This is a genomic window from Paraburkholderia sp. BCC1886 (assembly GCF_900996245.1).
Taxonomy (GTDB): Bacteria; Pseudomonadota; Gammaproteobacteria; order Burkholderiales; family Burkholderiaceae; genus Paraburkholderia.
In genome coordinates, this window is record NZ_CAAJGK010000041.1 from 311,389 (window position 1) to 337,321 (window position 25,933).

Sequence of the window (25,933 nt, forward strand, 5' to 3'; positions counted from 1 at the left end):
AGTACGCACGCGTTATTCATGCAGGCTGGACAGGAAGCGCTTGCACCGCTCGGTACCGCCGCCGCCGAAAATATGCGCGGGCGTGCCTTGATCCACGATTCGCCCACCGTCCATCAACACCACGCGGCTGGCGACTTTGCGGGCAAACTCCATTTCGTGCGTGACGATCACCATGGTGGTGCCGTTCAGCGCGAGTTCCTTGATGACGTCGAGTACTTCATTGACGAGTTCGGGGTCGAGCGCGCTGGTCGGTTCGTCGAACAGCATCACCTCGGGGTCCATGGCGAGCGCCCGTGCAATCGCGACGCGCTGTTTCTGGCCGCCGGACAGCTGTGCCGGATAGTGGTTCATCCGGTCCGCGAGTCCGACACGGGCGAGCAGATAGCGGCCCCGTTCGAGCGCGTCTTTCTTCCGCTGGCCGCCGACAATGCAGGGTCCGGCGAGCACGTTGTCGAGTGCCGAGTAGTGCGGAAACAGGTGAAACCCCTGAAACACCATCCCAAAGTGACGGCGCTGGCGGTCCATCGTTTTCTTCGCGACGCGAATGCAACGCTTGCCGCGCATCTCGGTACCAAGGACTTCGCCTTTGAACGTAATCCGGCCGGCGTCGATCATCTCGAGCATGTTGATGCAGCGTAACAAGGTGCTTTTGCCCGAACCGGATGGCCCGATGATCGCGACGACTTCGCCTTTGCCGAGCGAGAAATCCACCGCGTCCAGCGCGGTGAAAGCGCCGAACCGTTTGGTGATGGAACGCATGTCAAGCAGGCGAGGGGTGTCGTTCGGCATGGACATGGGTGTGGCGGTGTCGAGTGTCATCACGACCGGACTCCTTTTCTGAAATGACGTTCCAGTAAGCTCTGTGCGCCCATGGCAAGACTCGTCAGCAGCAGATACCAGATACAGGCGACGGTCAGCAGCGGGATGGTTTCGAAATTGTTCGCGTAGATCAGCTGCACGGTGGTCAGCAATTCGACATAACCGATCACGGTGACGAGCGAGGTGTTCTTGAACATCGTGATGAGTTCGTTGGCGAGCGGCGGAATGATGATGCGGATGGCCTGCGGCACGACGATGTGCCACATCATGCGCAAATCGCTCATGCCGATCGCTTTGCACGCTTCGCGCTGACCGGGATCGACGGCGTTCACGCCGCCGCGGAAGATCTCCGCGCTATAACCGCCCAGATACAACGCAAGGCCAATCACCGCGGCGCTAAAACGCGAAATGATCCGGTTCGTGTCGAGGTCGAATAAGGTCGTGTGCAACAGCGGCAGCGGCAGATATAAACGCGGGACCAGCGCGGACAGAAAGAACAGGAACAGCAGCATCGCGAGCGGCGGCGTCGCGCGGATGATCCAGATATACAGATAACCCGCGCCTTGCAGAATCGGGTTGTCCGCCATCCGGCAAGCGGCCACCACTACGCCGAAGCACAGGCCGAGCGCGCTCGAGAGCACGGTGAGAATCAGCGTGTTGCCGAGTCCGGTGAGTACGCGTTTGTTGAAGAGGTAATGCGCGACGAGGTCCCACTGCCAGCGCGGATTCTCGATCACCAGTTCGACGAACAACACGACGAAGAGCGCCAGCATCGCGTACCAGAGCCAGTCCGATTTTTTCGGACGCGCATGGATGCGCAGGGGGGCCGCCGGTACCGCTTCGGGACCGGAAACGCTTCGCGCAAGCGGCTCTGGAAAAAACGTGGGGCTGTCTTGCAGGTCTTTTTGAGCTTCTAGGTTCACAGGGCCTGTCCTCATGGAGCGGTTTGTGAACTGACTATAGGCACCCAAAACTATTACATCTATTCGAATTTTGTTGGTTCAAACTAATCCCATGTAATACCCTTGCGCGGGCGGGCCGAGACCGGGAAGCTACCTTGACCCACCACACCGGCAGTTTCACATCTGAGGAAATCGAATTGGCCAGACTCAACGCGAAGCAGATGGAAGTGTTCGTGGCCGTCATGACGCACGGCTCCATCACAGCTGCGGCGACACAATTGAACGTCTCCCAGCCGGCGGTCAGCCGCATGATCGAGCGCTTCGAACACGAGGCCGGCTTCGTCGCTTTCGAACGACGCAGAGGCAAGCTCATGCCGACGCCGGAGGCGGAGATCTTCTTCGTCGAAGTCTCGCAAGTCTATCGGGGGCTCGATTATCTGAACGAAGTAGCGCGCGAAATCGGCGGGGCGCGGCGCGGCTATTTACGGGTCGGGGTCTTTCCGGCGTTCGCGGAAGGCTGGATCAGCCGGCGAATCGCGCAATACGTGGCTGGGCGCGAGGATCTACTCACGTCGCTGCTGCCGATGTCGACGGATGCGGTAATCGACGCGGTTTCGCGGCAAACCGTCGATCTCGGCATTGCGCTGCGCGCGTCGGATCGCGATGGCATTCATAGCGAGGAAATCTGCAATTCGGAACTGGTCTGCATCCTTCCCGAAGGACACAGACTAACGGGCCGTGAGTTGATCCAGCCGGCGGACCTGTCGGGCGAAGACTTCATTTCAATGGCCATGAAAGTGAAGTCGCGCACGTCGATCGATGCGATCTTCGACGCGCATGGCGTGGAACGCCGCGTTCGCGCGGAGACGCCGTGGGCGTCGTCGGTGTGCCATATGGTGGCCGAAGGTCTGGGCAGCGGCCTGGTGATGCGCGAAAGCGCAGAGGAGTTCGCGCATCTGGGCTATTACATCGCGGCGTTCAAACCGCGCGTGGAGTATCGCGCTTACCTGATCAGTTCGACGGCGCGACCTTTGCCCGCCGCCGCGCAGGGTTTTCGACGCATGCTGCTTGCGGACCACGAGCGCTCCAATGTTCTCGCCAGCAAGCGCAACAAGCCGCGCGCCGTCCAGACCTGACAGCGCGCGGCTATAAAGACAAGTCGATCAATCGGGCGCGTACTTGAATTCCGGCAACGCTTCCAGCGAATTCTTCGTGGCCTCCGGCAACACCACGCGCCGGTTATTGATCTGCAGATCGTTGAACGGAACGGCGACCAGATGCTTGCCTATGCCGAGGAACCCGCCCACTGACAGAATCGCGTAAGTGCCGCGGTCGCCGCTCGGCGAGACGATCAGATCGTCGAGCGTGCCGATGCTGTCCTTGCTTTTGTTGTACACGTCGGCGCCGCTCAGTTTCGAGGCGCGATAGCCACTCGCCAGTTGGACCACGTCGGTACGTTTTTCGGTAATGGCCTGCGGCGCACCTTGCGCGTAGGCATTGCCGTAACTGGCCAGCGCGCCGAGAAGGACTGCGGCGGTAAGCAGCGGTTTGAGTTGCAGGCTTCGCATCATGGATTCTCCTGTGGAAGTCGGCCGCCTGAATGACGGCACGTCGTCGGTCAGCTTTCACCAGGCTTGCTGCAATAGTTGTGCCTCGCGGGTGTGAAGGCGGTGGCGCGCCGTTGGTGAAAAAGTTTGAGAAAACTGGCGCAACCGCCGTCCGGCCTTGCCCGGCATCCCGTTCGCCGCCCTCGCACCGGCGACAGGCGGGCTCGGGTCTGGATATTGCTGATTCAGCACGCCCGTCGTTTGGAAGCGTGCGCGAGTTCTTTTCGCGATACCCGCGCACGCCGCGTGTTCGCACCGTCGCGCGGCACGCCTCATCCGTTTGAACGGAGCCTGACGACACTGCATCTTTGTATGACCTGTAGCATTGCCCACACTAAAACATGCGCGTCTGCGCTTCTTGCTTCCACAGGAATTCCTATGTCATCACAGGCCAACTATTCCACCCGCATCTCGGAAGGCACGCCTTTCCCGCTTGGCGCGACGTGGAACGGAAGCGGTGTCAATTTCGCGCTATTCTCGGCGCATGCCACCAAGGTCGAACTCTGTCTGTTCGACGAAACGGGCGAAACCGAAATCGAACGGATCGAACTGCCGGAATACACCGACGAGGTATGGCACGTATTCGTGCCGAATCTCAAGCCGGGCGCAGTGTATGGATACCGCGTGCATGGCCCGTACGAGCCGGAGAAAGGACACCGTTTCAACCCGAACAAGCTGCTGCTCGACCCCTACGCCAAGGCGCATATCGGCGAGCTGAAATGGGCACCGGAGATTTTCGGCTATACGCTCGATTCAGAAGAGGGCGATCTGTCCTTCGACGAACGCGACAGCGCGCCATTCGTGCCGAAGTGCAAAGTAGTGGATGCCAATTTCTCGTGGAGCCATCCGGAGCGCAATGCTCGGCCATGGGAGCGCGTGATTTTCTACGAGACCCATGTGCGCGGTTTTACCAAGCGTCATCCGGAGGTACCGGAAAATCTGCGCGGCACGTTTGCCGGACTTGGACAGCAGGTGGTGCTCGACTACATCAAAGGGCTGGGCGTGACCTCAGTCGAGTTGATGCCGATCCAGACCTTCGTGAACGACAGCTATCTGCTGGATAAAGGTCTGACGAACTACTGGGGCTACAACACGATCGGCTTTTTCGCGGCCGACCCGCGCTTCTTTGCGTCGTCGGTCGATTCGGTCGGCGAGTTCAAGGAGATGGTGGACCGCTTCCACACCGCCGATCTCGAGGTGATTCTCGACGTGGTCTACAACCACACCGCCGAAGGCAACGAACGCGGCCCGACGATCTCCTTCAAAGGCATCGACAACGCGTCGTACTACCGCCTCATGCCCGACGAGCCGCGTTACTACATCAACGACACGGGGACCGGCAATACGCTGAACCTGTCGCATCCGCGCGTGCTGCAAATGGTGACCGACAGCCTGCGCTACTGGGTGACGGAAATGAAGGTGGACGGTTTCCGCTTCGACCTCGCCACCATTCTGGGCCGCGAGTTGCATGGCTTCGACGAAGGCGGCGGCTTTCTCGACAGTTGCCGCCAGGACCCGGTGCTCTCCAGCGTGCGCCTGATTGCCGAGCCGTGGGACTGCGGTCCAGGCGGCTACCAGGTCGGCGGTTTCCCGCCAGGCTGGGCGGAATGGAACGACCGCTTCCGCGACACGGTGCGCGAGTACTGGAAGGGCGACGAAGGCAAGGTCGCCGATTTCGCCACCCGCGTGACGGGTTCGGGCGACAAGTTCAATCACCGTGGCCGGCGTCCGTGGGCCAGTGTGAACTTCATCACCGCGCACGACGGTTTCACGCTCAACGATCTGGTCTCGTACAACGACAAGCACAACGACGCCAACGGCGAGGACAACAAGGACGGCCACTCCGACAACAAGTCCTGGAACATGGGCGCGGAAGGCCCGACGTCGGACCTGGAAATCCGCCAGCAGCGCGAGCGTCAGAAGCGCAATCTGCTGGCTACGTTGCTGCTCTCGCAAGGCACGCCGATGATTCTCGCGGGCGACGAGTTCGGGCGCACGCAGAAGGGTAATAACAATGCGTATTGCCAGGACAACGAAATCAGTTGGGTGGATTGGGAAGGGATCGACGACGACGGTCGCGCGCTGACCGAGTTCGTCAAGAATCTGACCACGTTGCGGCACCGTTTGCCGGTGCTCCGGCGCGGACGTTTTCTCGCGGGCGAGTACAACGAGGCGCTGGACGTCACCGACGCGCGCTGGCTGTCGCCGTCCGGCACCGATCTCACGCAGGAGCAGTGGGACGATGCGTCGATGCGCTGCTTCGGCCTCGTGATCGACGGCCGCGCGCAGGAGAGCGGGATTCGCCGTCCGGCGTCGGACGCGACGTTGCTGCTGGTGTTCAACGCACACCATGACGTGGTCAATTTCACCTTGCCGGACATTCCCGAAGGCGAGAAGTGGACCTGCCTGCTGGATACCAACATGCCGGTGCGCCCGGAGTTGCCGCAGTTCAGCGCCGGCGACGAATATCAGGTCACCGCGCGTTCGCTGTTGCTGTTCGCACTCGATGCCCCTAATCGCGCGACGCAACGTGTGTTCGATCGTCTTGAAGCGCAACTCACGACGGACGAAACCGACACGCCGACCGGCGTTTAAACGACCGCAGCGCAACGGCCGGGCAACCGGCCCAGCGTTGACCGACCGCCCCGACACCTTCATCGGCCATCCGGCTCGTGAAAGTCCGGGGCGGTTTTTAATTGGCGCCGAGCACGACGTCGCCGGTCAGACGCTGCAATCGAACCGCGCACTGCACGAGGCGCGGCCCGATATGCTCGAGCACGGTTTCGGGCGAGAACAGAAACGCCGGTCCGCCGCAATTGATCGCGAAGCGCTCGCCGGACGGCGACACGATCGGCACGGCGACCGCGTTGATGTCGGTATGCCAGTCGCCGAATGCGCTGACAAAGCCTTTCTCCTGCAGATCCTTGGCCGCCTTGTTCACCATGGCTCGCAGATCGATGCCTTCGTTTGCGCCGGACAGGCGCAGCGATTCCAGCAGCGGATCGCGTTCCTCCGCGGGCAGGCTCGCCAGATGCGCGCGGCCGATGGCCGATCGCGCGAGCGCGAGCCGATCGCCGAGACCGAGTCGCACGGTGATGGGGCCGACCGAGGGCCGCACCGATTCGATTACCACCATATCCAGCCGGTTGCGCAGACAAAGATGAACCGCCGCGCCGCATTCTTCGGCCAGTTCGCGCAGGAACGGCTTGACCGCCTTGCGCATGTCGAAGTGCGCGAGAAACGTGTTGGCGAGTTCGAGAGAACGCGTGGTGGGAAAGAAGCGGTCCTTGCCGTCGAGTTGCCGGACATAGCCGGCGTTCACGAGCGTCGAGGCGATGCGCGCGACGGTGGGCCGCGGAATGCCCGTCATGTCGGCGAGTTCCTTGACGGTCACCGGATGCGGCGAGGCCGTGACGGCTTCGAGTACCGAGAGCCCACGCGATAGCGCGGAGACATCGTCGTCGGAGGCTTTCTGGCGAGTGTCGTCGGGTGGGGCAAGTGACATGTTCTGAGCGTAGGGAAGAAAAAACCGGCAGACGGGCCGCGCGCGTCGCCGCCGGAGATTAGCGATGCTGTTTCAGTAGCCGGTGCAGCACGCCGATTAACGCGCTGCCCGCAACGCAGGCAACCGCCACGGTGATGAAACCCGTCGTGAACGAGTGCGTCTGCATGCGCATCTGCCCGACGATCATCGGCATGATGGCGCCGCCGATGCTGCCCAGCATGCCGATCGCGCCGATCGCACCCGCCGCTGTCGAGCGATGCAGAAACGACTGCGGGATCGTCCAGAAGATGGCCTGGGTCGCCAGTATACCTACGGTGGCCAGCGTGAAGCCACTGAGCGTCAGCCATAGCGAATGTGCGCACGCGACCATCACGAAGCCTAGCGCCGACAGCAGAAACGCGAGAGACGTATGCAGGAACCGGTGTGGCCATCGATCCGATAGCCGGCCGAGCGTCAGCATGCCGACGAGTCCCGCGAGCGGCGGCACCGCCGATAACAGGCCGATGGTCGTGTACGACGAATGGTAGGTCTTGATCATCTGCGGTAGCCAGACTTGCGCCGAGGTCAGTCCGCAAAACAGCAACGTATTGCATAAGCCCATCGTCACGACGATCGGGTTGAGCAGCGCCCGCAACATCGACGTCCGCTCGAACACGCGACCGCTCGGCGGCCGCTCGTCGAGTGCCGTGACGAGCAGATGACGTTCGGCCGGCGAGAGCCATTGTGCGTCGGCCGGCCGGTTCGTCAGATAGACCGCGCCGACGATGCCGAGCAGGACAGCCGGCGCGCCTTCGATGACGAAAAGCCACTGCCAGCCGGCGAGTCCCCAGGTGCCGTCCATCGTCAGGATGGAGCCCGATACGACACCCGAGAGGATATAGGCGATCGGCACGGCAAGATTGAACACCGCGTTGTAACGCGCGCGCCACGCATACGGAAACCAGAAGCTGAGAAACAGCATGACGCCGGGGAAGAGCCCCGACTCGGCCGCGCCCAACGCCGCGCGCAACGACCAGAAACTCAGCGGACCGCTCGCCAGCGCCATCAGCATGGTGACGAATCCCCACAGAATCGCGATGCGTGTCAACGTTGCGCGCGCACCGATTCGGGCCAGCAGCAGGTTGCTGGGAATTTCGAACAGCGCATACGTGAAGAACATCGCTCCCACGCCGATGCCGAACGCTTTCGGCGAGAGGCCGATCGCGCCGTTCATGGTCAGCGCGGCGAACGAGATGTTGCTGCGGTCCATGATCGCGACGAGATACAGCGCGACCAGAAACCACATCAGCCGCCGTCCGACCTTGCTCACTACGCGATCGAGTTCGGCCGGGCGGGCCGAAGCCGCCACACCGGGTTGCGTCGCCACGCCGATAGAGTCGGCGTCTTCCATGCGGGTATTCATCGGGGTCTCCTCCAGTCGCGCCTGGGGTTATGTGTTGTCTGTATCGGCGGGATGCTAGGCGGTTTGCGCGCTGGGCTCTTCAGCGTGGGTCGCGTGGTCGCCCCCTGCATCGCCGTCCACGTCGAGTGTCGTGGTGCGTCGCATCTCGCGCCGCTCCGACAGGTCGTAACGGCGTCCGCGATGCAGCGTGCTGCGGTTGTCCCACATCACCAGATCGCCCGGCTGCCAGTGGTGGGCGTAGACGAACTCGCGCTGCGTCGCATGTTCCTGCAGATCCATCAGCAGCATGCGGCCTTCGGCCAGCGTCAGGCCGACCACTTCGCAGGCATGCGCGCCGACGAACAGCAGCTTGCGTTTCGAATCGGGATGCGTGCGGACGATAGGCCACGCCACGGGCGGCAGTTCGGCGCGCTGCTCGTCGGTGTAGTCGTCGTCGCCGAGGACGAAGCGCGAATGCAGCGCGTAGTGCAGCGCCTCCCGGCCTTCCAGTTCCCGTTTCCAGGCTTCCGGCAGCGCGTCGTAGGCCGCGCGGAGATCGCAGAATTCGGTGTCGCCGCCTTCTGATGCAACGGTGATGGCGGACAGCATCGAGTAGCGCGCGGCCGGTTTCTGAAACGAGCTGTCGCTGTGCCAGAGCTGGTTGGCCAGGTTGCTGACGACGCGCCGGGTATTGCGCGCGGCCACTTCTCCGTTGACGTCCACGTTGGAGATATCGAGCAGCTCGTCGTATCTGAAACGGCTGGCGGTTTTTTTCACACGCTTCAGCCCGAGGTCGAGCGGACCGAAGCTGCGAGCCAGCGCGATCTGCTGGTCCTGCGTGAGCGGCTGGTCGCGGAATACGAGCACGGCATGCTCGGCGATGGCGGCTTCGAGCGCCGCCCGCGTCCCTGACAAAAGCGGTTGCGACAGGTCGAGACCGCTGACAAAAGCGCCGAGTCGCGCGGTGGAGGGTTTTACGGAAAAATGCATGGCCAACCTCTTTAAAGTGGACGATGTGTCCGTTATTGGTAGATTGAGGCTCGCCGTAGAAACCGTAAATGCGGGTAAACGCCGGTACCTTGCTAAGGATGAATTCAAAAAACGAACTAAGAGTCCGATTCTGTGAATGCCAAGCCATGTTCGCTTCAATGCTCGGGTATAGCACTTGCTCCGTTTCAGCCAGCCGCACGCCAATCGACTCCTGCGAAGCATGCGGTTGCGACCGCTACCGGTCATCGTCAGGTCAACTCCATGGGTGATGAAATGGAACACGAACAGGCCTCGCAAGAGGAGCAGATCCGCACGCGCGCTTACTACTTGTGGGAACAGGCAGGCGAGCCGAAGGGCACGCCGGACGAGTACTGGGAACAGGCGCGCGCCGAGATCGAAAGCGAAGCACCGCCGGTCGAGAGCGGACCGGTTGCGGGCGCATCGACCGTATCGACTGAATAAGCCGGGTTAGCGAATCGCAGACACAGGAGCCTCGGACCTCCGGGCACCATGAAGGAACTCCCGAACTCTCACGGCGACCGACCCGCCACCCGCATTCAGGCGCCACCGACGGCGTTTGGGCTCGACACGCTGATCGCGTTGGCGATCGGCGTGACGGTGGTGGCCTGTCTGTACTTCGCGAGCGCCGTGCTGATTCCCATCACGCTCGCGGTGTTGCTGAGTTTCCTGGTCGCGCCGCTTGCCAATGCCTTGGGCCGCCTGAAACTCGGGCACGTTGCGTCGGTATTCGCGGCTGTAGTGATTTCGGTGTCGGTCATCGGCCTGCTGGGCGCGGTCATCGCGACCCAGCTCACCGATCTCGCCGCCGGCATGCCGCGCTATCAGGCGACTATCCAGCACAAGATGGACATCGCGCATCAACTGACCGTCGGCAAGCTCGACCGTTTCGCGAGCGCGGCGGGCCAGGCGCTGCAACATGCGACGATAGAACCGCCGCAGTCGTCGGCGCCGACCGATGCCGCATCGCCTGCCGGTGCGTCCGCGCCGGCTGCGATGCCGGTCGAAGTGCGCCAGCCGGTTCCAACGCCTTTCGAACTCGCACGGCGTGTGTTGTCGCCGGCCATCAGTCCGCTGGAAACCGCGTTTATCGTGTTCGTCGTGATGGTGGTAATCCTGCTGCAACGCGACGACTTGCGCGACCGGGCCATCCGTTTGTTCGGCTCGCGCGATCTGCACCGAACCACCACGGTGATGGACGAAGCGGCGCGACGCCTGAGCCGCTACTTCGTTTCGCAACTCGGATTGAATGCGGGCGTAGGTGTGGTGATCGGCACGGGACTGTTCATGATCGGCGTGCCGAGCCCGATCTTATGGGGCATTCTCGCCGCGCTGCTGCGGCTGGTGCCGTACGTAGGCATCTGGATTTCCGCGACGCTCGCAACGGCGCTCGCGGCCGCCGTCAGTCCGGGCTGGGCAATGGCCATCTGGTCGATCGCGCTGTTCGTAACAGTGGAAGGAGTGGTCGGGCAAATCGTCGAGCCGCTTCTGTATGGACGCAGCACGGGGCTTTCGCCGTTCTCGGTGGTTGTCGCCGCGATTTTCTGGAGCTGGATCTGGGGGCCGATTGGTCTGATTCTTTCGACGCCGCTTACGCTCTGTCTGCTCGTGCTCGGCCGTCATGTGCGACGGCTCGAATTTCTCGACGTCCTGCTCGGCGATCAGCCCGCGCTCACGCCAGTCGAAAACTTTTATCAACGCGCGTTGGCCGGCGATCCCGATGAAGCGATCGAGCAGGCCGAAGCGTTGTTGCGCGACCGTTCGCTATCCGCGTATTACGACGACGTGGCGATTCCGGGTTTGCAACTGGCCGCTAACGACGTGGTACGCGGCAGCGTGACGCCGGCGCAACTCGCGCGGATCGAAGCGACGACCAACGATCTGGTGGACGGACTGGACGGTTACGAAGATCGCGACCCGGCGCCCGTCAATGCCGACGAAGACTGGAGCGCGGTCGGCCCGATGGCGCCCACCGAGCCGCAACAGGAAGAGCACGCCGCGCAGCCGGGCGAAACTCTGCGCGGCGCGGCGGGCCACGCGAGCGACCCGAGCCGGATACGGACCGACGTGGACATGGTTGGCCCGCAGCGGGACCACGCGACTGTCACGAGCGCGACGACCAGGATCACCGCGTTGGCGCGTGACGCTGACGCAAACCCCGAAACCGCGCCTCGACAACGGGTGCTGTGCATTCCTGGCCGCGGTCCGCTCGACCCGCTGGCGACCACCATCCTGTTGCAACTGCTCGGCAAACACGGGTTCGTTTCGCGCGCACTGCCGCACGACGCTGCGTCGCGTGCCGCTATCGATACGCTCGATGCAGACGATGTCGGCATCGTCTGCATTCTCTATTTGCAGATCGACGGGATTCCGTCGCATCTGCGATATCTGGTGAAGCGGCTTCGCGCACGCCTGCCGAACGTGTCGATCGTAGTCGGACTGTGGGACGCGGAAGACACGGAGAAGTGGAGCGCGGACCTGCAAAGCGCGATGGGCGCCGAGTGCTATGCCAGCAGCTTGCAGGCGATGCTGGGCGCGTGCCGCCGTATCGAACAGGTCCGCGGCGAGCGGCCGCAAATTATGCCGCCGAGTCGCGACGAAGATGCGCTTCAAAGCGCCGAGCCGGCGCTTTGAAGCGGCGACGGTGATTGCCCGTCGTCGCTGGACAACGGTTTTATCCGCCAGCAGCACCGGTAGCATTCGCGGCACTCGCAGCCGCCGCCGGCGCATTTCCACCCGCATCCTGCCACCCACCGCCTAACGCCTTATACAGCGAGACCAGATCCGTACTGACCTGCACGGTTCCTTGCGCATATTGCTCGCGAGCCTGGGCCAGCTGCCGCTCGGCATCCAGCACGTTGATGAAACTGGTAATGCCTTTGCGATAACTGTCGCGCGCCAGATCGAACGAAGCTTGCTGCGCGCTCACACTGTCGCCGAGCGAATCGCGTCTGGCCTGATCGGTTCGATACACCACCAGCGCGTTGTCGACGTCACGCAGCGCCATCAGCACGGTCTTGCGGTAGTCGAGCGCGGCCTCGGCCTGCTGTGCTTTCGACATGCGCAGGTTGGCCACCAGCGCTCCGCCCTGAAAGATCGGCAACGACACGGTCGGTCCGAACGAATAGAACAGATGCGACCAGCGCGACAGGTCGCTCGCATTGGTCGCGCGCGTGCCGATCTGTCCGCTCAGCGATATGTCCGGATAGAACTGCGCGACCGCCACGCCGACACTTGCCGTCGCCGCATGCAGACTCGCTTCGGCACGACGAATATCGGGGCGCCGGCGCGCGAGCGTGGAGGGCAACCCGACCGGTACCGTGGGCGGCAGCGGCGGCACGATGCCCGGCGTGGACAACTGCGCTTCGAGCGCGCCGGGCGTCTCGCCGACCAGATAGGCGAGTCCGTTCGACGCCTGCGCGATCTGCTGCTCGTACTGCGGCAATTGCGACTGCGTCTGCGCGAGTTGCGCGGTTGCGCTTTTCACGTCCAACTGGCTGGCGAGCCCGACTTTCGCCTGGCTCTGCGTCAGGTCGACGATTTCGCGCTGCTGGTCGACCAGACTTTGGGCGATATCACGCAGGCTTTGCGCGCCGCGCAATTGCAGGTAGGTCTGCGCAACTTCGGCTTCGAGCGAGAGCAGCGCATCGTTGCGGCTTTCCACTGCGGCTTCGGTTTGCGCGTTTGCGGCTTCGACCGAACGGCGCACGCGGCCGAACAGATCGATCTCCCACGACGCGTCGAAGCCGACCTGCCACAGATTGATTGGCGAGGTCAGTTGATCCAGCACGTTGTTCGCGCCGTTTTGCAGCGTCGCGCCGGCGCCCGGCGCAATCGCGTTGACCGGCGAGTTCGCCGCGCCGAGTCGATCGACCTTGTCGTATACGCCGTCCGATTCGAGAAAGCCTTTGACGCCCAACTGCTCCCGCTGATAGCTGCCGCTCGCCCGCACGTTCGGCAGACCTTGCGCGGCGGCGGTCTGCACCTGGGTGCGGGCTTCGACGATACGCAGCACGGCTTCCTGCAGATCCAGGTTGCTGCGTGCCGCGCGCTCGACGAGCGCATCGAGCACAGGGTCCTGGAAATTGCGCCACCAGCGTGGATCGGGATCGGTGTCGAGTGTCGGTACCGAGGCGACCGGCGTCGCGGAAGCGGCCGTCGGCGCCGACGCGCGTGAAGCCGTCTGCTGCGTGTCGTGCCATTGCGCTGGCACGGCGGCGTCCGGGGCATGAAAGTCCGGCCCGACCGTGCAGGCGGCGAGGCCGAGTGCGGATGCCAGCGCCACGGCAATCGCCGAGAGACGCGGAGAAAAAGACTTGCGTGTCATATCAATGTCCCCCTGCGCCGCCGGCCGCTTTGGTCGGTGAAAAGAAGAAGGTCATGGGAATGCAGATGGCGCAGAAAATCGCGAGCATGGCGAAGACATCCACGTAAGCGAGAATCGTCGATTGGGAAATGAATTCCGTGTACATCCGTCCGGTCGCGGTCTGCATGGCCTGGGAAAACGGCACGCCGGACATATCGGCGATGGTCTGTGCATTGCGCTGCACGGTGTCGTTGTAGTTTTGCGAAAGCGTGGACATGTGTTCGGACAGGTGAGCCATGCGAGCCTGGGTACGCTCGCGGATCAGCGCGGTCGACAGCGAAATGCCGATCGACCCCGCCACGTTGCGGAACATCGTGAAAAGCGCCGACGCGTCGTCGTTGAGTTTCGGCGGCACGGTCAGATAGGCGAGGGTGGTGATCGGCACGAACAGGAAGCCGATGGCCAGCGACTGCGCACTGCGCATTTTCACGAGGGTCGCGTAGTCGATGTTGGGCACCAGCATGTGCGAATACGCGAGCGAACACGCCATCAACGCAAAGCCGGTCGCCACCAGAAAACGGGTTTGCACGTGTGGCATCAGCTTGCTGACTATCGGTATTTCCAGCGTGATGAGAATCGCGCCCGGCGATAACACTAGCCCCGCCAGCATCGCCGTATAACCGAGTTGCTGCTGCGCGAGTTGCGGCACCAGCACCGCACTGCCATACAGAATCATCGCGAACGCGCCGATCGTCATGCAGCCGAGCGCGAAATTGCGATCTTTCAGGCAGCGCAGATTCACCACTGGTTTCTTCGTGTACAGCAGCCAGAACGTCGCGCCGACGATGCCCGCGACGGCCAGCACCGCGAACAGCCGGATGAAGTTCGACGAGAACCAGTCGTCGTCCTCGCCGCGATCGAGCATCACCTGCAGGCAGCCGAGGCCGATCGCGATCAGCGTGATACCGATGTAGTCGATCGACACCTTGCTGCTGCCGCGCGCTTTGCCGGGTGGATCTTCCACCAGTTGCATGACGGCCAGCGTGGTGAGAATGCCGACCGGCACGTTCAGCAGAAACACCCAGCGCCACGAGAAGTTGTCGGTAATCCAGCCGCCGAGCGTAGGTCCGAGCACCGGCGCGACGACGATCGCCACCGCCGAAATCGAGAACGCGCGGCCGCGCTGTTCGGGCGGGAAGGTGTCGAGAATGATCGACTGCTGGTTCGGTTGCAGTCCGCCGCCGAAGAATCCCTGCAAGATGCGGAAGATGATCAACTGCCACAGATTGGTGGCGATCCCGCACAGAAACGAGCAGATCGTGAACGCGATGATGCACACCAGAAAGTAGCGCTTGCGGCCCATCAGCCGGCCGAGAAAACCGGAGATGGGCAGCACGATACCGTTGGCGACCAGATACGAGGTCAGCGTCCAGGTGGCTTCGTCGTAACTGGCCGACATGGTGCCGGCGATATGCGGCAGCGCGACGTTCACGATGGTGGTGTCGAGCACCTCCATGAACGCCGCGAGCGTCACGACGATGGCGATCAGCCACGGGTTTGCGGCGGGCTTCCAGTTCGACTGCGCGTCGTTGGCCGTGGCGGAACTCATTTCAGATACACCTTCGGTGTCACCGAGAGGCCGAGGCCGAGCGGCCGGTCGCGCGGCAAGCCGTCGTCGATCACGATTTTCACCGGCACGCGTTGCACGATTTTCACGAAGTTGCCGGTCGCGTTCTCCGACGGGAACGCCGAGAAGCGCGAGCCGCTGCCGAGCTGCACGCTATCGACGTGACCGTGCAGCGCGAGCGACGGATATGCGTCGACTTCCACTTTGACCTTGTCGCCGACCCGCATGCGCTCGAGTTGCGATTCCTTGAAGTTGGCCGTGACCCACACTTGCGGCGTAACGAGCGAGAACAGCGAAACGCCGGCTTGCAGGAAGCTGCCGAGTTGCACGTTGCGCCGGGTGATCCAGCCATCGGACGGCGCGCGGACTTCACAGTAAGACAGGTTCAGCTGGGCCTGCTCGAGCTGCGCGCGCGCCTGCTGCACCTGCTGGCGGCGTTCCTCGACCGCGGCTTCGGCCTGGCGGATCTGTTGCGGCACGAGGCTCGCGGTCTGCTGCTGCGCGCGCGCCTGTTCGACGCTGGCGCTGGCCGACTGACGCTGCGCGTCCGCGGTATCGACGTTCTGTTGCGAGGTGGCGCGTTGATCGACCGTATGCTGGCGCACGTAGGCCGCTTGCGCCTGCTTGTAATTCGCTTCGGCTGACGACGTTTGCGCTTTGGCCTGCCGATACTGCGCGGGATACTGGATTCGCGCGATATCGAGCTGGACCTGAGCCGCGTTCAGCTGCGCCTGCGCGAGACCGACCTGGGCTTGCGCCTGATCGACCTGCGCCTGGTAGTCGCGCTTGTCGATCACGACCAGCAGGTCGCCCTTGTGGACGTACACGTTGTCGTTGATCGCAAGCTGGACCACGTAGCCCGACACTTTCGGCGCCATGGTAATGGCGTTGCCGTCGGTGTATGCGTCGTCGGTGGTCACTTCGTTGCGGGTGGCGAACCACCAGATGAAGGCCACGATCGCCAGCAGGATGACTACGACCGCGAGAATGATCAGTGGCTTCTTTCCAGGCTTCTTGCGCTGGCCTTTGCCGTTGTCGTCCTTGTCGTCGTCGTCCTTGCCGTCTTTATCTTCGTCCTTGCCCTTGTTGTCGTTACTTTTGTCGTCCGCGTCGTCGCGGTCTTCGTTCTTCCCGGACTTGTTATCTGCGTCTCCGCGCGAGCGGTTCTGCGATTTGTCCTGATCTTGCTCGTCGTGAGCGGAGCCGGTCTCGTCTGGCATGGCGATTCTTTCCCGTCGTTCCGGAGTGTGGATAAAAGCGAAATTGGAAAAACCGCCCGGCGTGGTGAAAGCCGCCGGGCGGTGTGCTGCGAGTGCTGCGGAGCAGGCCGTGGATGCACGACTTCACGCGTGCATCCACGGCCCGGTGAATCAGCGGTGGCGCATCGGGCCGCCGCGTGGCCGTGCTATTCCTGCTGTTTATTCCGGCCGCTTAGTCCGGCCGCTTATTCCGGCCGCTTAGTCCTTCTTGTCCTGCTTGTGTTCTTTCGCGCCGTCCTTATCGGGCACGATCTTGGTGGTGCCGCCCGTCGAGGGCGGGTCGCTGGCCGGAAAGCTGTCTTCGACTTCCTTGTCGATCTGTTTTTCGCTCTTGTCGGCGTGCGGATGTTTTTCCTTGTGTTCTGTCATGGTGTTTCTCCTTCAAAAAACCGCTGGAGCGCGACGAATCGCGCGGGGTAATCCGGTATGGGTGACAAATAGCGCGTCAATGAGCCTCGGCTGCTTCCTGGACCAGAGCCAGCGCATCTGCGCGCGACAGCCCGCCGCCCATCGCATCGATCAAGCGCGCGGTGAGCGCTTCGCGTTCGCAAGCAAGAACGGCCACGACCTTGTCGTCCTTCACGTAAAGCGCGACGAACTGCTGCTGGTCCATGTCGCCGTCGACGACGATGTCGTCCCACTCGCTCGCATGGCCGAGATATTCGAAGCGATTGCCGAAGTGATAAGTCCAGAAATACGGCACGCCGACGTAACGGTTGCGTGCGCCGCACATGTTTTCGGCGGCAATCCGCGCATGTTGCTGCGCGACGCGCCAGTGTTCGACGCGCAACGGCTGCTCGCCTTCGTGTAGCGGAAACACGGCGAGATCGCCGGCGGCATAGAGTCCCGGCGCCGCCTGCATGCCCGCATTGACGATCACGCCGCCGTCGCCGTTCAACGCGAGGCCTTCGACGAAACCCGTTGCGGGCGCAACGCCGGTGCCGAGCAGCACGACGTCCGCGGGAACGTGCTCGCCGCTGTCGAGCATCACTTCATGCACGTTGCCTTCCTCGCCTTCGAGCGACGCGACCTTGGCGCCGAGTCGGAACACCACGCCATGGCTTTCGTGCAACGCGCGGAACATCGCGCCGGCGCGCTCGCCGAACTGCTTCGCGAACGGCACTGCCTCCGGTGCGACGACCGTCACCGACACGCCGCGGCCACGCAACGCCGAGGCCGTCTCCAGGCCGATAAAACTGCTGCCGAGAATCGCCACCTGTGTCTCGCGCGTGTCTTCGCCGATTGCTTCGAGCAGTGCGGTGGCGTCGTCGAGCGAGCGCAGCACCTGCACGCCGCCGAGTTCGACACCCGGGAACGAGGGGAGCGTCGGCAGACTGCCGGTGGCGAGCAGCGCAGTGTCGTAGGTCAATTCGCCACCGGTTTCGAAATGCAGGGTACGGCGCGGCACATCGAGCCGCTCGACTTTGGCGACGATCCGCTCGATCGCGTGTTGGGTCAGCCATTCCGGCGCAAGCAGCGGCGGCACGTCGGCGGGCGCCATATCCGCGGACGGCACGAATTTGCTGAGCGCCGTGCGATCGTAGGGCGCATGCGGTTCGTCGCCGACCAGCGTGATGCGGCCGGTAAAGCCGCTTTCGCGCAGGGCCGCGCAAGCGGCCGCGCCCGCGGCGCCGGCGCCGATCACGACGTAATGCGGCGTCGCCGTATACGCAGGAAGCGCAGGCGATGCCAGTTTTTCCGGCGAAACCAGCACGTTATCGCCGTCGAGGGTGACCGTATAACGATCGAGCGGATGGAGTGCGGGCGGTTCGAGCAATGCGCCGTTGCTAACGTCGAAGGCAGCCTTGTGCCATGGACAGATCATCCGGCCGTTGCACAACGCGCCTTTCTCCAGCGGTGCGCCGGCATGCGGACAATCGGCCGAAAATGCGTGCACGGTGTCGCCGTCGCGCACCAGCAGAATGTTTTCCTCGTCGATGACGACACGTTGCGCACGGTCTGCCCGCAGTTGCGAGAGTTGGGCGACGTGACGGGCGGCGGTCGGCATGGCGGAATTCCTCGTGGAGCGTAACGGTGCAAAGCCGCGGGTCGGGAGCAGCGCTCCCGGACATCGCGGCTCTCCGGGCGTGGGTCGGGCAGCAAACCGCATGCCCATGGGCGCCTGGCCGCATTGGAGGTGCAACGGGAGCACGCGGCGACGCGCTACAGGCTGGTCGGCGTGTCCGGGTGGACCGCGTCTTGCTGTCGCGAGGCTAGGGAGAACGGCGGAAGTGCGGTAAATTCTGGGCACAAGGAAATGGCGCTCGAACAGTGCGGTGCGCCACGCAAATGCCTTCAACCTCTCTTGACCTTTGATGGAGGTCGTGACCGTGCAACGTGCGGAACGTGTCGCAGTCGATTTCCCCATGCCGTCGCGCAATTTCGCGGCGACGCGGCGCATGCTGCTCATCGTGCTCGTCGTCTCCATCCTCTTTCCGCTGGGCTGTCTGGCGGGCTACGGCTATTTCGACTACCAGCGGCGCGTCGCCGATTCGAACGACATGATCGACCGCCTCGCGCGTGTGGCGCAGGAGCAGGCGGTCAAGGTGCTGGACCTGAACCAGCAGATGGCCTCACGCATCATCGATATGCTCGGCGACGAGAACGACGCGCAGATCCGGCAGCGCGAAGCCAGCCTGCATGCCGACCTCCGTAAGATCGGCGGAGATTTTCCGCAGGTCGCGTCTATCTACCTGTTGGGTGCGAACGGCGACCTGCTGGCATCGACCAACGCTTTCCCGGCCCCGCAGATATCGATCGCCCAGCGCGAGGACTTCGTCGCGGCTAAAACCGACCGCCCGCAGCCGTATTTTTCGCTTCCGTTGCGTGGTCCGCTGTCGCAAGCCAACGGTTTCTCCACGGCAATCGGCCGCTCCGACGCCAGCGGCCATTTTCTCGGCGTCGTGTCGGTCGCGCTGCGCACCGAGTACTTCTCCCGCTTCTATCAGGAACTGACCAACGGCGACGACTCGCTGTCGCTCGCGCTGTACCGTCAGGACGGCAATCTGCTGGTGCGTTATCCGGCCTGGCCGCCCGGCGCCAAACCCAGTACGCACAGCGCGTTTACCGCGGCGCTGCGGGACAAACAACTGTTTGGACATATCCGTTTGAAATCAACGGTGGACGGCAAGGAACGCTTGCTGGCGTTTCGCCGCGTAGGCGACTATCCGCTTTACGTGATGAGCGCCTACGACACGGCGGCCATCGCCGCCGCGTGGTGGCAGCACTTCCTGCTCATCCTGACGCTGACGGCGGTGCCGTGTCTCGCCATCTGGCTGCTGGTGCTGTATTCGCTGCGCCAGCTGGAAGGCGAGCGGCGTGCGTGGGAGCGCTGGCAGGGCGAAGTCGCCATGCGTCTGTCGGCCGAAGCATCGAGCCGGCAACTGCAGCGCATGGGAGCGCTCGGCAATCTGGTGGCCAACGTGGCGCACGATTTCAATAATCTGCTGATGGTCGTCTCGGCCAATATGGAACTGGCGCGGCTCAAACGCTTCAATAACCTGGAAAAAGAAGTGCTGGCGGTGGAGCGCGCCACGACCACGGCGGAATCGCTGACGCGGCGCCTGCTCAGCGTGTCGAGAAAGCAGCCGCTCAAACAGGAAAAGGTCGATCTCGCGCTGTGGCTGCCGGCCGCCGCGCCGCTGATCGACGCGGCGCTCGGCGACAACATCGAACTCGCGCTGAATATGGTCGATCACGTGTGGCCGGTGCTGGCCGACCCGACCGACCTCGAGTTCGCGATCATGAATCTGGCCGTCAACGCGCGCGATGCAATGCCGCGCGGCGGGCGGCTGGTGATCCGCTGCCAGAACCATCGGCTGGTGGGTAGCGACACGGCGTTGCCGGACGGCGAATACGTTTTGATCGCCTGTTCGGACGATGGCGAAGGCATGCCCGAAGCGGTGGCGCGACGCGCGTTCGAACCGTTGTTCACCACCAAGCTGCGCGGCTCGGGCACGGGGCTCGGCCTCGCGCAGGTGCTCTCGATGTGCGAGCAGGCGGGCGGCACTGCGAAAATAGATAGCGTGCCGGGCAGCGGCACGACCGTGCGTTTGTATCTGCCGCGCCATCGCGAACGGCAGAACCCGGCGGACGCGCAGGTCAAAACCGCGCCAGTGCCGGCCGCGACGCCCGTCGGTATCGTGCTGCTGGTGGAAGACAACGAAGACGTGGCGGCCGGCGTGGCGGCGGTGCTCGAGTCGTTCGGCTGCGAAGTCCGGCACGAACCGACGGCCGATCAGGCGCTCGACGTCCTTCGCGGTGGACACACGTTCGAACTCGTGCTGTCCGATATCCAGATGCCCGGCAAACTGAACGGCATCGACCTCGCGGAGAAAATCCGCAGCGGCTGGCCCGCGCAGAAAGTCGCGCTGATGACGGGCTACGCCGACGAACTCGAACGTGCACGGCGTCTCGGTGTCGCGATTCTCGCGAAGCCGTTCAACATCGACGAGTTGCACGCACTGGTTGCTTGCGAACCGTAAGCTTTGACGCGATTCATCCTTCCGGCTGGCGATTCACCTCGGCCCACAGTGCGTTTTCTTTGCGTTTGCCTACATTCGCTCGCGCTGCGGCACGAGCATTGCTGCGATGACGAAGACGTTTGCATTCGCGTCGGCATTCGCAGGCGTGACCGCATTTCATCTTGGAGAAAACCGTCATGAAGATCAAACACGCGTTGCTCGTATCGACTCTGCTCGCCGCATCCTCGCTGGCGATGGCTCAAGGCGCCGGTGGCGGCGGCGGCGGCCCGGCAGGCAACGATCCGAGCGGCAATACCAGCGCCGCGACGCGCGAAGGTGGCGACATGCAAGCCTCCGGCGCGACCGCGCACGCGAAGTCGAAGACCCACCATATGAAGAAGTCAAAGGCGAAAAAGCCGATGACCGACAGCACGAACACGCCGGGCGCCGATGCCAGCAGCGATACGAAAGGGCAATAACGCCTGATAAGGCGTGTAGGAAAGCAGGTAGGAAAGCGCGGCGGACTTTCCGCCGCGCGCCGTGTTTCCGACTGGTGCCACGCGCGTTTCCGGTTGGTGCCACGCAACGGTGCCATGCTACGGCGACGCGCGAGACGCGGCACAGACGCGTCACACGACGCCGGCCGGCCTTTGCAATGCGATGCAACACACGCGACAATGCGGGTCAAGACGGTTCGAGCCCACGCCACTCTGTGCGATGAGGCCGGCTGAGACGCAGCGCACAAAGGATCGGTATGAGTGGCAGTAAAGCAGGGGCGCCTCAGACAGTGACGCCGCCCGTCGAGCAGGTCGACGCGCGAGCGCAGTCATCAACAGAATCCCAGTCCGGCAACGCAGCCGGCACTGAGTCGGATCAAACATCACACGAGCCGAGCCCGCTCAGGTTTCCGGTGGTCGGCATCGGTGCATCGGCGGGTGGCGTGCAGGCGTTGCTGCGCTTCTTCGAGAATGCGCCCGCCGATATGGGGATGGCCTTCGTGGTCGTCCTGCATCTTTCCCCCGATCATGAAAGCAGCGCCGACCAGGTGCTGCAGCACGTGACGCGTATGCCGGTGCAGCAGGTGCAGCACACACTGGAAGTCGAAAAAAACCATATCTACGTCATCTCGCCGTCGAACGATATTCTGCTCGACGACGGCCACGTCACCGCTGCGGAAGCCGACCGTCCGCGCGGACGACCCATCGCCATCGACCTGTTGTTCCGCAGTCTCGCCGACACGCATCGCGAACGCGCGATTGCCATCGTGCTGTCCGGCACCGGCGCGGACGGCGCGACCGGTATCGGCAAGATCAAGGAACTCGGCGGCGTGACGCTCGCGCAGACGCCGGCCGATGCCGAGTACGCGGAAATGCCGCAGAACGCGATTGCGACCGGCATGGTCGATATCGTTCTGCCGGCCGCGGAGATGGCCCGCAAGCTCTGCGAACTGGCGGACAACGCGCGCGCCATTCGCTTGCCGCCGCCCGAAGACGAGGCCGAATCGCGCGCGGTGAAGCTGCCCGATCTCGCTTCCACGGCCGAGCGCGCATTGCTCGGCATTCTCGCCACATTGCGCGCACGCACCGGACACGACTTCCGTCATTACAAGCGCGCGACGATTCTGCGGCGCATCGAACGGCGTCTGCAGGTCAACGGCATTCCCGATCTGCAGGCGTACCAGGATTACGTACTGACGCATCCCGATGAAACGCCCGCGCTGCTGAAAGACATGCTGATCGGCGTGACGAATTTCTTCCGCGATAACGAGACCTTCCAGGTCGTCGAACGCGAGATCGTCCCGAAGCTGTTTCAGCGCAAATCCGAAGATGATCCGTTGCGCGTCTGGATCGCCGGTTGTTCGACGGGTGAAGAGGCGTATTCGCTCGCCATGCTGCTCGCGGAGCATCCTGAGCGCCACGAGGGCGTGCCGATCCAGCTATTTGCTACCGACATCGACGAACGCGCGATTGCGTTTGCTCGTGCGGGGCTGTATCCGGAATCGATTACAACCGATGTGCCCACCTCGCGCCTGCGGCAATTTTTCACGCCGGAACGCGCGCATTATCGCGTCACCAAGCCGATTCGCGAGCGCGTGCTGTTCGCCGTGCACAACGTCCTGCGCGATCCGCCGTTTTCACGCGTCGACCTCGTGTCGTGCCGCAATCTGCTGATCTACCTCGACCGCAGCGTGCAAACCCAGGTGCTGCAGATGTTCCACTTCGCGTTGCAGCCAGGCGGCTATCTGCTGCTCGGCAGTTCGGAGTCGGCGGAAGCGGCCGGCGATCTGTTCACGCCGGTCGACAAAAAAAACCGTATCTATCGCGCGAATGTCGTGACCAGCACGGTCCGTCCACCCATCAGCATGCCCGTGGTGCCGCAAAGCGGCGCCAGTGTGGCAAGCAGTGTCGGGCCCGTTCAGGCTTTGACGCAGTCTTTGCCTTTCTCTGCGCTGCATCATCGCATTCTCGAGATGTACGCACCGCCTAGCGTGGTGGTGGATACGGACGCGAACATCCTGCACATGTCCGAGCACGCCGGTCGCTTCTTGCGTTTCGTGCGCGGCGAGCCGTCCTACAACCTGATCATGCTGGTCAGCCCGTTATTACGGCTGCAATTGCGCGCGTCGCTGTTCCAGGCACTGCGCGGAAACCACGAGGTCATCACCGAAACCATCGCCTTCACGCCGGACGTGAACGTGCGGATGATCGTGCGGCCTTACCGGCGGACCGAAGACGCGCCCGAATTCGCGCTCGTGCTGTTCGAGGAAGTCGCGATGGATACGTTGACGACGCGTTTGGCCACGCGCAATCCGGCGGCGCAGGATTCGTTGCTGGTTCATCTGGAAGACGAGTTACATCGCACCAAGCAGGAGTTGCGTTCGACCGTCGAGCAGTCGGAGGCGTCCACCGAGGAGCTGAAAGCCTCGAACGAGGAACTCCAGGCGATTAACGAAGAACTGCGCGCCGCCACCGAAGAACTCGAAACCAGCAAGGAAGAACTGCAGTCGTTGAACGAGGAACTGTTCACCGTCAACGCCGAATTGCAGGTCAAGATCGAGGAAACCGGGAAAGCGAAAGACGATTTGCAGAACGTGATTGCGTCCACCGGGATCGCCACGCTGTTCGTCGATCGCGAGATGCGCATCAAGCGCTATACGCCGGCGGCGACCGAGCTGTTCAACGTGATTCCGTCCGACGTGGGCCGCCCGCTGCACGACATCACGCATCGGCTCGACTATCCGCAACTGGCCGATGATACGTCGACCGTGTTCGATTCGTTGCAGTTGATCGAGCGCGAGATTCGCAGCACCGACGGGCGTCACTTCCTGACCCGGCTCTCGCCGTATCGCACCACCGACGATCATATCGACGGCGCCGTGCTGACGATCGTCGATATCTCCGCGCTGCGGCGCGCCGAGCAACTGGTGCGTCTGAGCGAAGAGCGTCTGCATCTCGCGGCGCAAAGTACCAACGACTTCGCGATCATCGTGCAGGACATGGATGGCCGGGTGGTGACGTGGAACAAAGGCGCGGAACGCATCTTCGGCCATAGCGAGAGCGAGATGTCCGGGCAGTTGCTCGACCGTCTTTATCTGCCTGAAGAACGCGAGGCCAATGCGCCTTCCATCGAACGCTGGCGCGCGCAGAACGACGGCCGCGTCGAGGACGAGCGCTGGTACATCCACAAAAGCGGCGCGCGCCTGTATTGCAGCGGGGTGATTACGCCGGTCGCCTCGGAGCATTTCACCGGCTTCGCGAAGATCATGCGCGATCTGACCGAACGCAAAGGCAACGAAGCGCTCGAACAGCGCAAGATGTCGCTGGAACGTTCGGTGCGGCAGAAGGTCGAGGCGGCCAGCCGTTTGAAGGACGAGTTTCTCGCGGTCCTGTCGCACGAACTGAAAAACCCGCTGAACCTGATTCACGTGAAAGCCGACATGCTGGACCGCGCGCCGTCCGCGCAAGGCCTGCCGGTCGTGCGCGATGCCGCCGATGCGATTCGCCGCTCGGTCGTGAGCCTCGCCAAGATCATCGACGATCTGCTGGACCTGTCGCGCGTGCGCACCGGCAAGCTGACGCTCGAGCGTTCGCAGGTGGACATTGCGGCGATCGCGGCGATGGTGGGCAGCGCGATCGTCGGCGATGCGCTGGCGCAGCAGGTCAGCGTGAGCACGGTGGGCGCCGCGAACCCCTTCACGATTCTTGCGGACCCGGTGCGCTTCGAGCAGATCTTGTGGAACCTCATGAGCAACGCGGTGAAGTTCACGCCGCCCGGCGGGCACGTCACGCTCACGCTCTCACGCGACGACGGCTATGCGCTGATCGAAGTGCGTGACACGGGCCGCGGTATCGAACCGGTTTATCTGCCCGACGTGTTCGACATGTTCAGTCAGGCCGAAGGCTCGCACCGCCGGCATAGCGGTGGACTGGGCATCGGCCTCGCGCTCGTCAAACAGCTTGCCGAGATGCACGGCGGTCGGGTGAAGGCGGACTCGGCGGGGCTGGGTAAGGGCGCGTGTTTTCGCGTCTGGTTGCCGGCGAGCGAAACGACTCTGCCGGCCAGCCGCCAGGACACGCCGCCCGACGCCAGCATGCTCAAGGGCATGCGCATTCTGCTGGTGGACGATGCGGTCGAAAGTTTGCAGGCTTTCCAGGGCCTGCTCGAACTGGAAGGCGCACAGGTTTCGCCGCAAACCAACGGCGCTGCCGCGCTAGCGGCCGCGGGCGCGCAGACATTCGATCTGATCCTGTCGGACATCGGCATGCCCGGGATGGACGGCTACGAACTGATCGGCAAGCTGCGCAAGCTCGCGGCGACCGCCACCGTGCCGGCGCTCGCGTTGACCGGCTTCGGACGTCCGCAGGACGCGACCCGTGCGATTCGCGCGGGCTACGACGGGCACCTGGGCAAACCGGTGTCGTTGCCGGCCTTGCTCGATATGATCGCGCGGGTCACGGCGGCTAATCGCTAGGCGTTGGCGGATCGCTGGCGGGTCGCTTGCGGGCCGCCTCGCGACGGTTCACGGGTATAGCCCTTGCTGAAATAAACAGGCCAG

At 63.2% G+C, this 25,933-nt stretch carries 18 protein-coding genes; 7 read left to right on the top strand and 11 right to left on the bottom strand.

What is annotated here, in order from left to right; all coding sequences use genetic code 11:
- Window positions 1-12 precede the first annotated feature (12 nt).
- Together FQ746_RS11230 and FQ746_RS11235 are read right to left on the bottom strand one after the other, a co-directional pair.
- Window positions 13-819, bottom strand: coding sequence for an amino acid ABC transporter ATP-binding protein (locus FQ746_RS11230; RefSeq protein ID WP_260853998.1), 807 nt, complete (start codon window positions 817-819; stop codon window positions 13-15).
- Window positions 819-1,742, bottom strand: coding sequence for an amino acid ABC transporter permease (locus FQ746_RS11235; RefSeq protein ID WP_144109432.1), 924 nt, complete (start codon window positions 1,740-1,742; stop codon window positions 819-821). The genes FQ746_RS11230 and FQ746_RS11235 overlap by 1 nt, the downstream gene beginning before the upstream one ends.
- Window positions 1,743-1,918: 176 nt before the next feature.
- On the opposite strand from FQ746_RS11235, the gene FQ746_RS11240 reads away from it, so the two are divergent.
- Window positions 1,919-2,857: a LysR substrate-binding domain-containing protein gene (locus FQ746_RS11240; RefSeq protein WP_144109433.1), complete on the top strand. Its 939-nt coding sequence runs from the start codon at window positions 1,919-1,921 to the stop codon at window positions 2,855-2,857.
- A gap of 27 nt (window positions 2,858-2,884) precedes the next feature.
- Here FQ746_RS11240 and FQ746_RS11245 read toward each other — a convergent pair whose 3' ends face one another.
- A complete protein-coding gene (locus FQ746_RS11245) occupies window positions 2,885-3,289 on the bottom strand; it encodes a PRC-barrel domain-containing protein (RefSeq protein WP_186310710.1) in 405 nt (134 codons plus the stop codon).
- A gap of 417 nt (window positions 3,290-3,706) precedes the next feature.
- On the opposite strand from FQ746_RS11245, the gene glgX reads away from it, so the two are divergent.
- A complete protein-coding gene (gene glgX, locus FQ746_RS11250; protein WP_144109435.1) occupies window positions 3,707-5,923 on the top strand; it encodes a glycogen debranching protein GlgX in 2,217 nt (738 codons plus the stop codon).
- A 97-nt stretch (window positions 5,924-6,020) separates the two neighbouring features.
- Here glgX and FQ746_RS11255 read toward each other — a convergent pair whose 3' ends face one another.
- The 3 genes from FQ746_RS11255 to FQ746_RS11265 are packed head-to-tail and all read right to left on the bottom strand — an operon-like array spanning window position 6,021 to window position 9,204.
- A complete protein-coding gene (locus tag FQ746_RS11255) occupies window positions 6,021-6,833 on the bottom strand; it encodes an IclR family transcriptional regulator (protein WP_144109436.1) in 813 nt (270 codons plus the stop codon).
- Between the two features lie 58 nt (window positions 6,834-6,891).
- Window positions 6,892-8,235, bottom strand: a complete 1,344-nt coding sequence (locus tag FQ746_RS11260) for an MFS transporter (RefSeq protein WP_222105864.1) — start codon at window positions 8,233-8,235, stop codon at window positions 6,892-6,894.
- 54 nt (window positions 8,236-8,289) lie between these two features.
- Complete coding sequence (locus FQ746_RS11265; protein ID WP_144109437.1) at window positions 8,290-9,204, bottom strand: TauD/TfdA dioxygenase family protein; 915 nt, start codon at window positions 9,202-9,204, stop codon at window positions 8,290-8,292.
- Between the two features lie 273 nt (window positions 9,205-9,477).
- On the opposite strand from FQ746_RS11265, the gene FQ746_RS11270 reads away from it, so the two are divergent.
- Window positions 9,478-9,666, top strand: coding sequence for a DUF2934 domain-containing protein (locus FQ746_RS11270; RefSeq protein ID WP_144109650.1), 189 nt, complete (start codon window positions 9,478-9,480; stop codon window positions 9,664-9,666).
- Between the two features lie 48 nt (window positions 9,667-9,714).
- Window positions 9,715-11,856: an AI-2E family transporter gene (locus tag FQ746_RS11275; protein ID WP_144109438.1), complete on the top strand. Its 2,142-nt coding sequence runs from the start codon at window positions 9,715-9,717 to the stop codon at window positions 11,854-11,856.
- 40 nt (window positions 11,857-11,896) lie between these two features.
- Here FQ746_RS11275 and FQ746_RS11280 read toward each other — a convergent pair whose 3' ends face one another.
- The 5 genes from FQ746_RS11280 to FQ746_RS11295 form a co-directional block, all read right to left on the bottom strand.
- Window positions 11,897-13,549: an efflux transporter outer membrane subunit gene (locus FQ746_RS11280; protein WP_144109439.1), complete on the bottom strand. Its 1,653-nt coding sequence runs from the start codon at window positions 13,547-13,549 to the stop codon at window positions 11,897-11,899.
- A 1-nt stretch (window position 13,550) separates the two neighbouring features.
- The gene (locus tag FQ746_RS11285) at window positions 13,551-15,137 is read right to left on the bottom strand and encodes a DHA2 family efflux MFS transporter permease subunit (protein ID WP_144109440.1); all 1,587 of its coding nucleotides are present in this window, start codon (window positions 15,135-15,137) and stop codon (window positions 13,551-13,553) included.
- Window positions 15,134-16,375 (bottom strand): HlyD family secretion protein, encoded by a 1,242-nt coding sequence (locus FQ746_RS11290; RefSeq protein ID WP_260853981.1) that lies wholly within the window; start codon window positions 16,373-16,375, stop codon window positions 15,134-15,136. Before FQ746_RS11290 ends, FQ746_RS11285 begins: the two co-directional genes overlap by 4 nt.
- Window positions 16,376-16,612: 237 nt before the next feature.
- Window positions 16,613-16,783, bottom strand: coding sequence for a hypothetical protein (locus FQ746_RS34760; protein WP_186310694.1), 171 nt, complete (start codon window positions 16,781-16,783; stop codon window positions 16,613-16,615).
- Between the two features lie 76 nt (window positions 16,784-16,859).
- On the bottom strand, window positions 16,860-18,422 hold the full coding sequence (locus FQ746_RS11295; protein ID WP_144109441.1) for an FAD-dependent oxidoreductase: 1,563 nt from the start codon (window positions 18,420-18,422) through the stop codon (window positions 16,860-16,862).
- Between the two features lie 322 nt (window positions 18,423-18,744).
- Here FQ746_RS11295 and FQ746_RS11300 point away from each other — a divergent pair, with 322 nt between their 5' ends.
- The 3 genes from FQ746_RS11300 to FQ746_RS11310 all read left to right on the top strand — a co-directional run bounded on the left by FQ746_RS11300 (window position 18,745) and on the right by FQ746_RS11310 (window position 25,849).
- Entirely contained in the window at window positions 18,745-20,898 is a 2,154-nt protein-coding gene (locus FQ746_RS11300) for a hybrid sensor histidine kinase/response regulator (RefSeq protein WP_186310695.1), read from the top strand.
- Between the two features lie 176 nt (window positions 20,899-21,074).
- Complete coding sequence (locus tag FQ746_RS11305; RefSeq protein WP_144109443.1) at window positions 21,075-21,356, top strand: hypothetical protein; 282 nt, start codon at window positions 21,075-21,077, stop codon at window positions 21,354-21,356.
- A gap of 275 nt (window positions 21,357-21,631) precedes the next feature.
- Window positions 21,632-25,849, top strand: coding sequence for a CheR family methyltransferase (locus tag FQ746_RS11310; RefSeq protein WP_144109444.1), 4,218 nt, complete (start codon window positions 21,632-21,634; stop codon window positions 25,847-25,849).
- Window positions 25,850-25,933 lie beyond the last annotated feature (84 nt).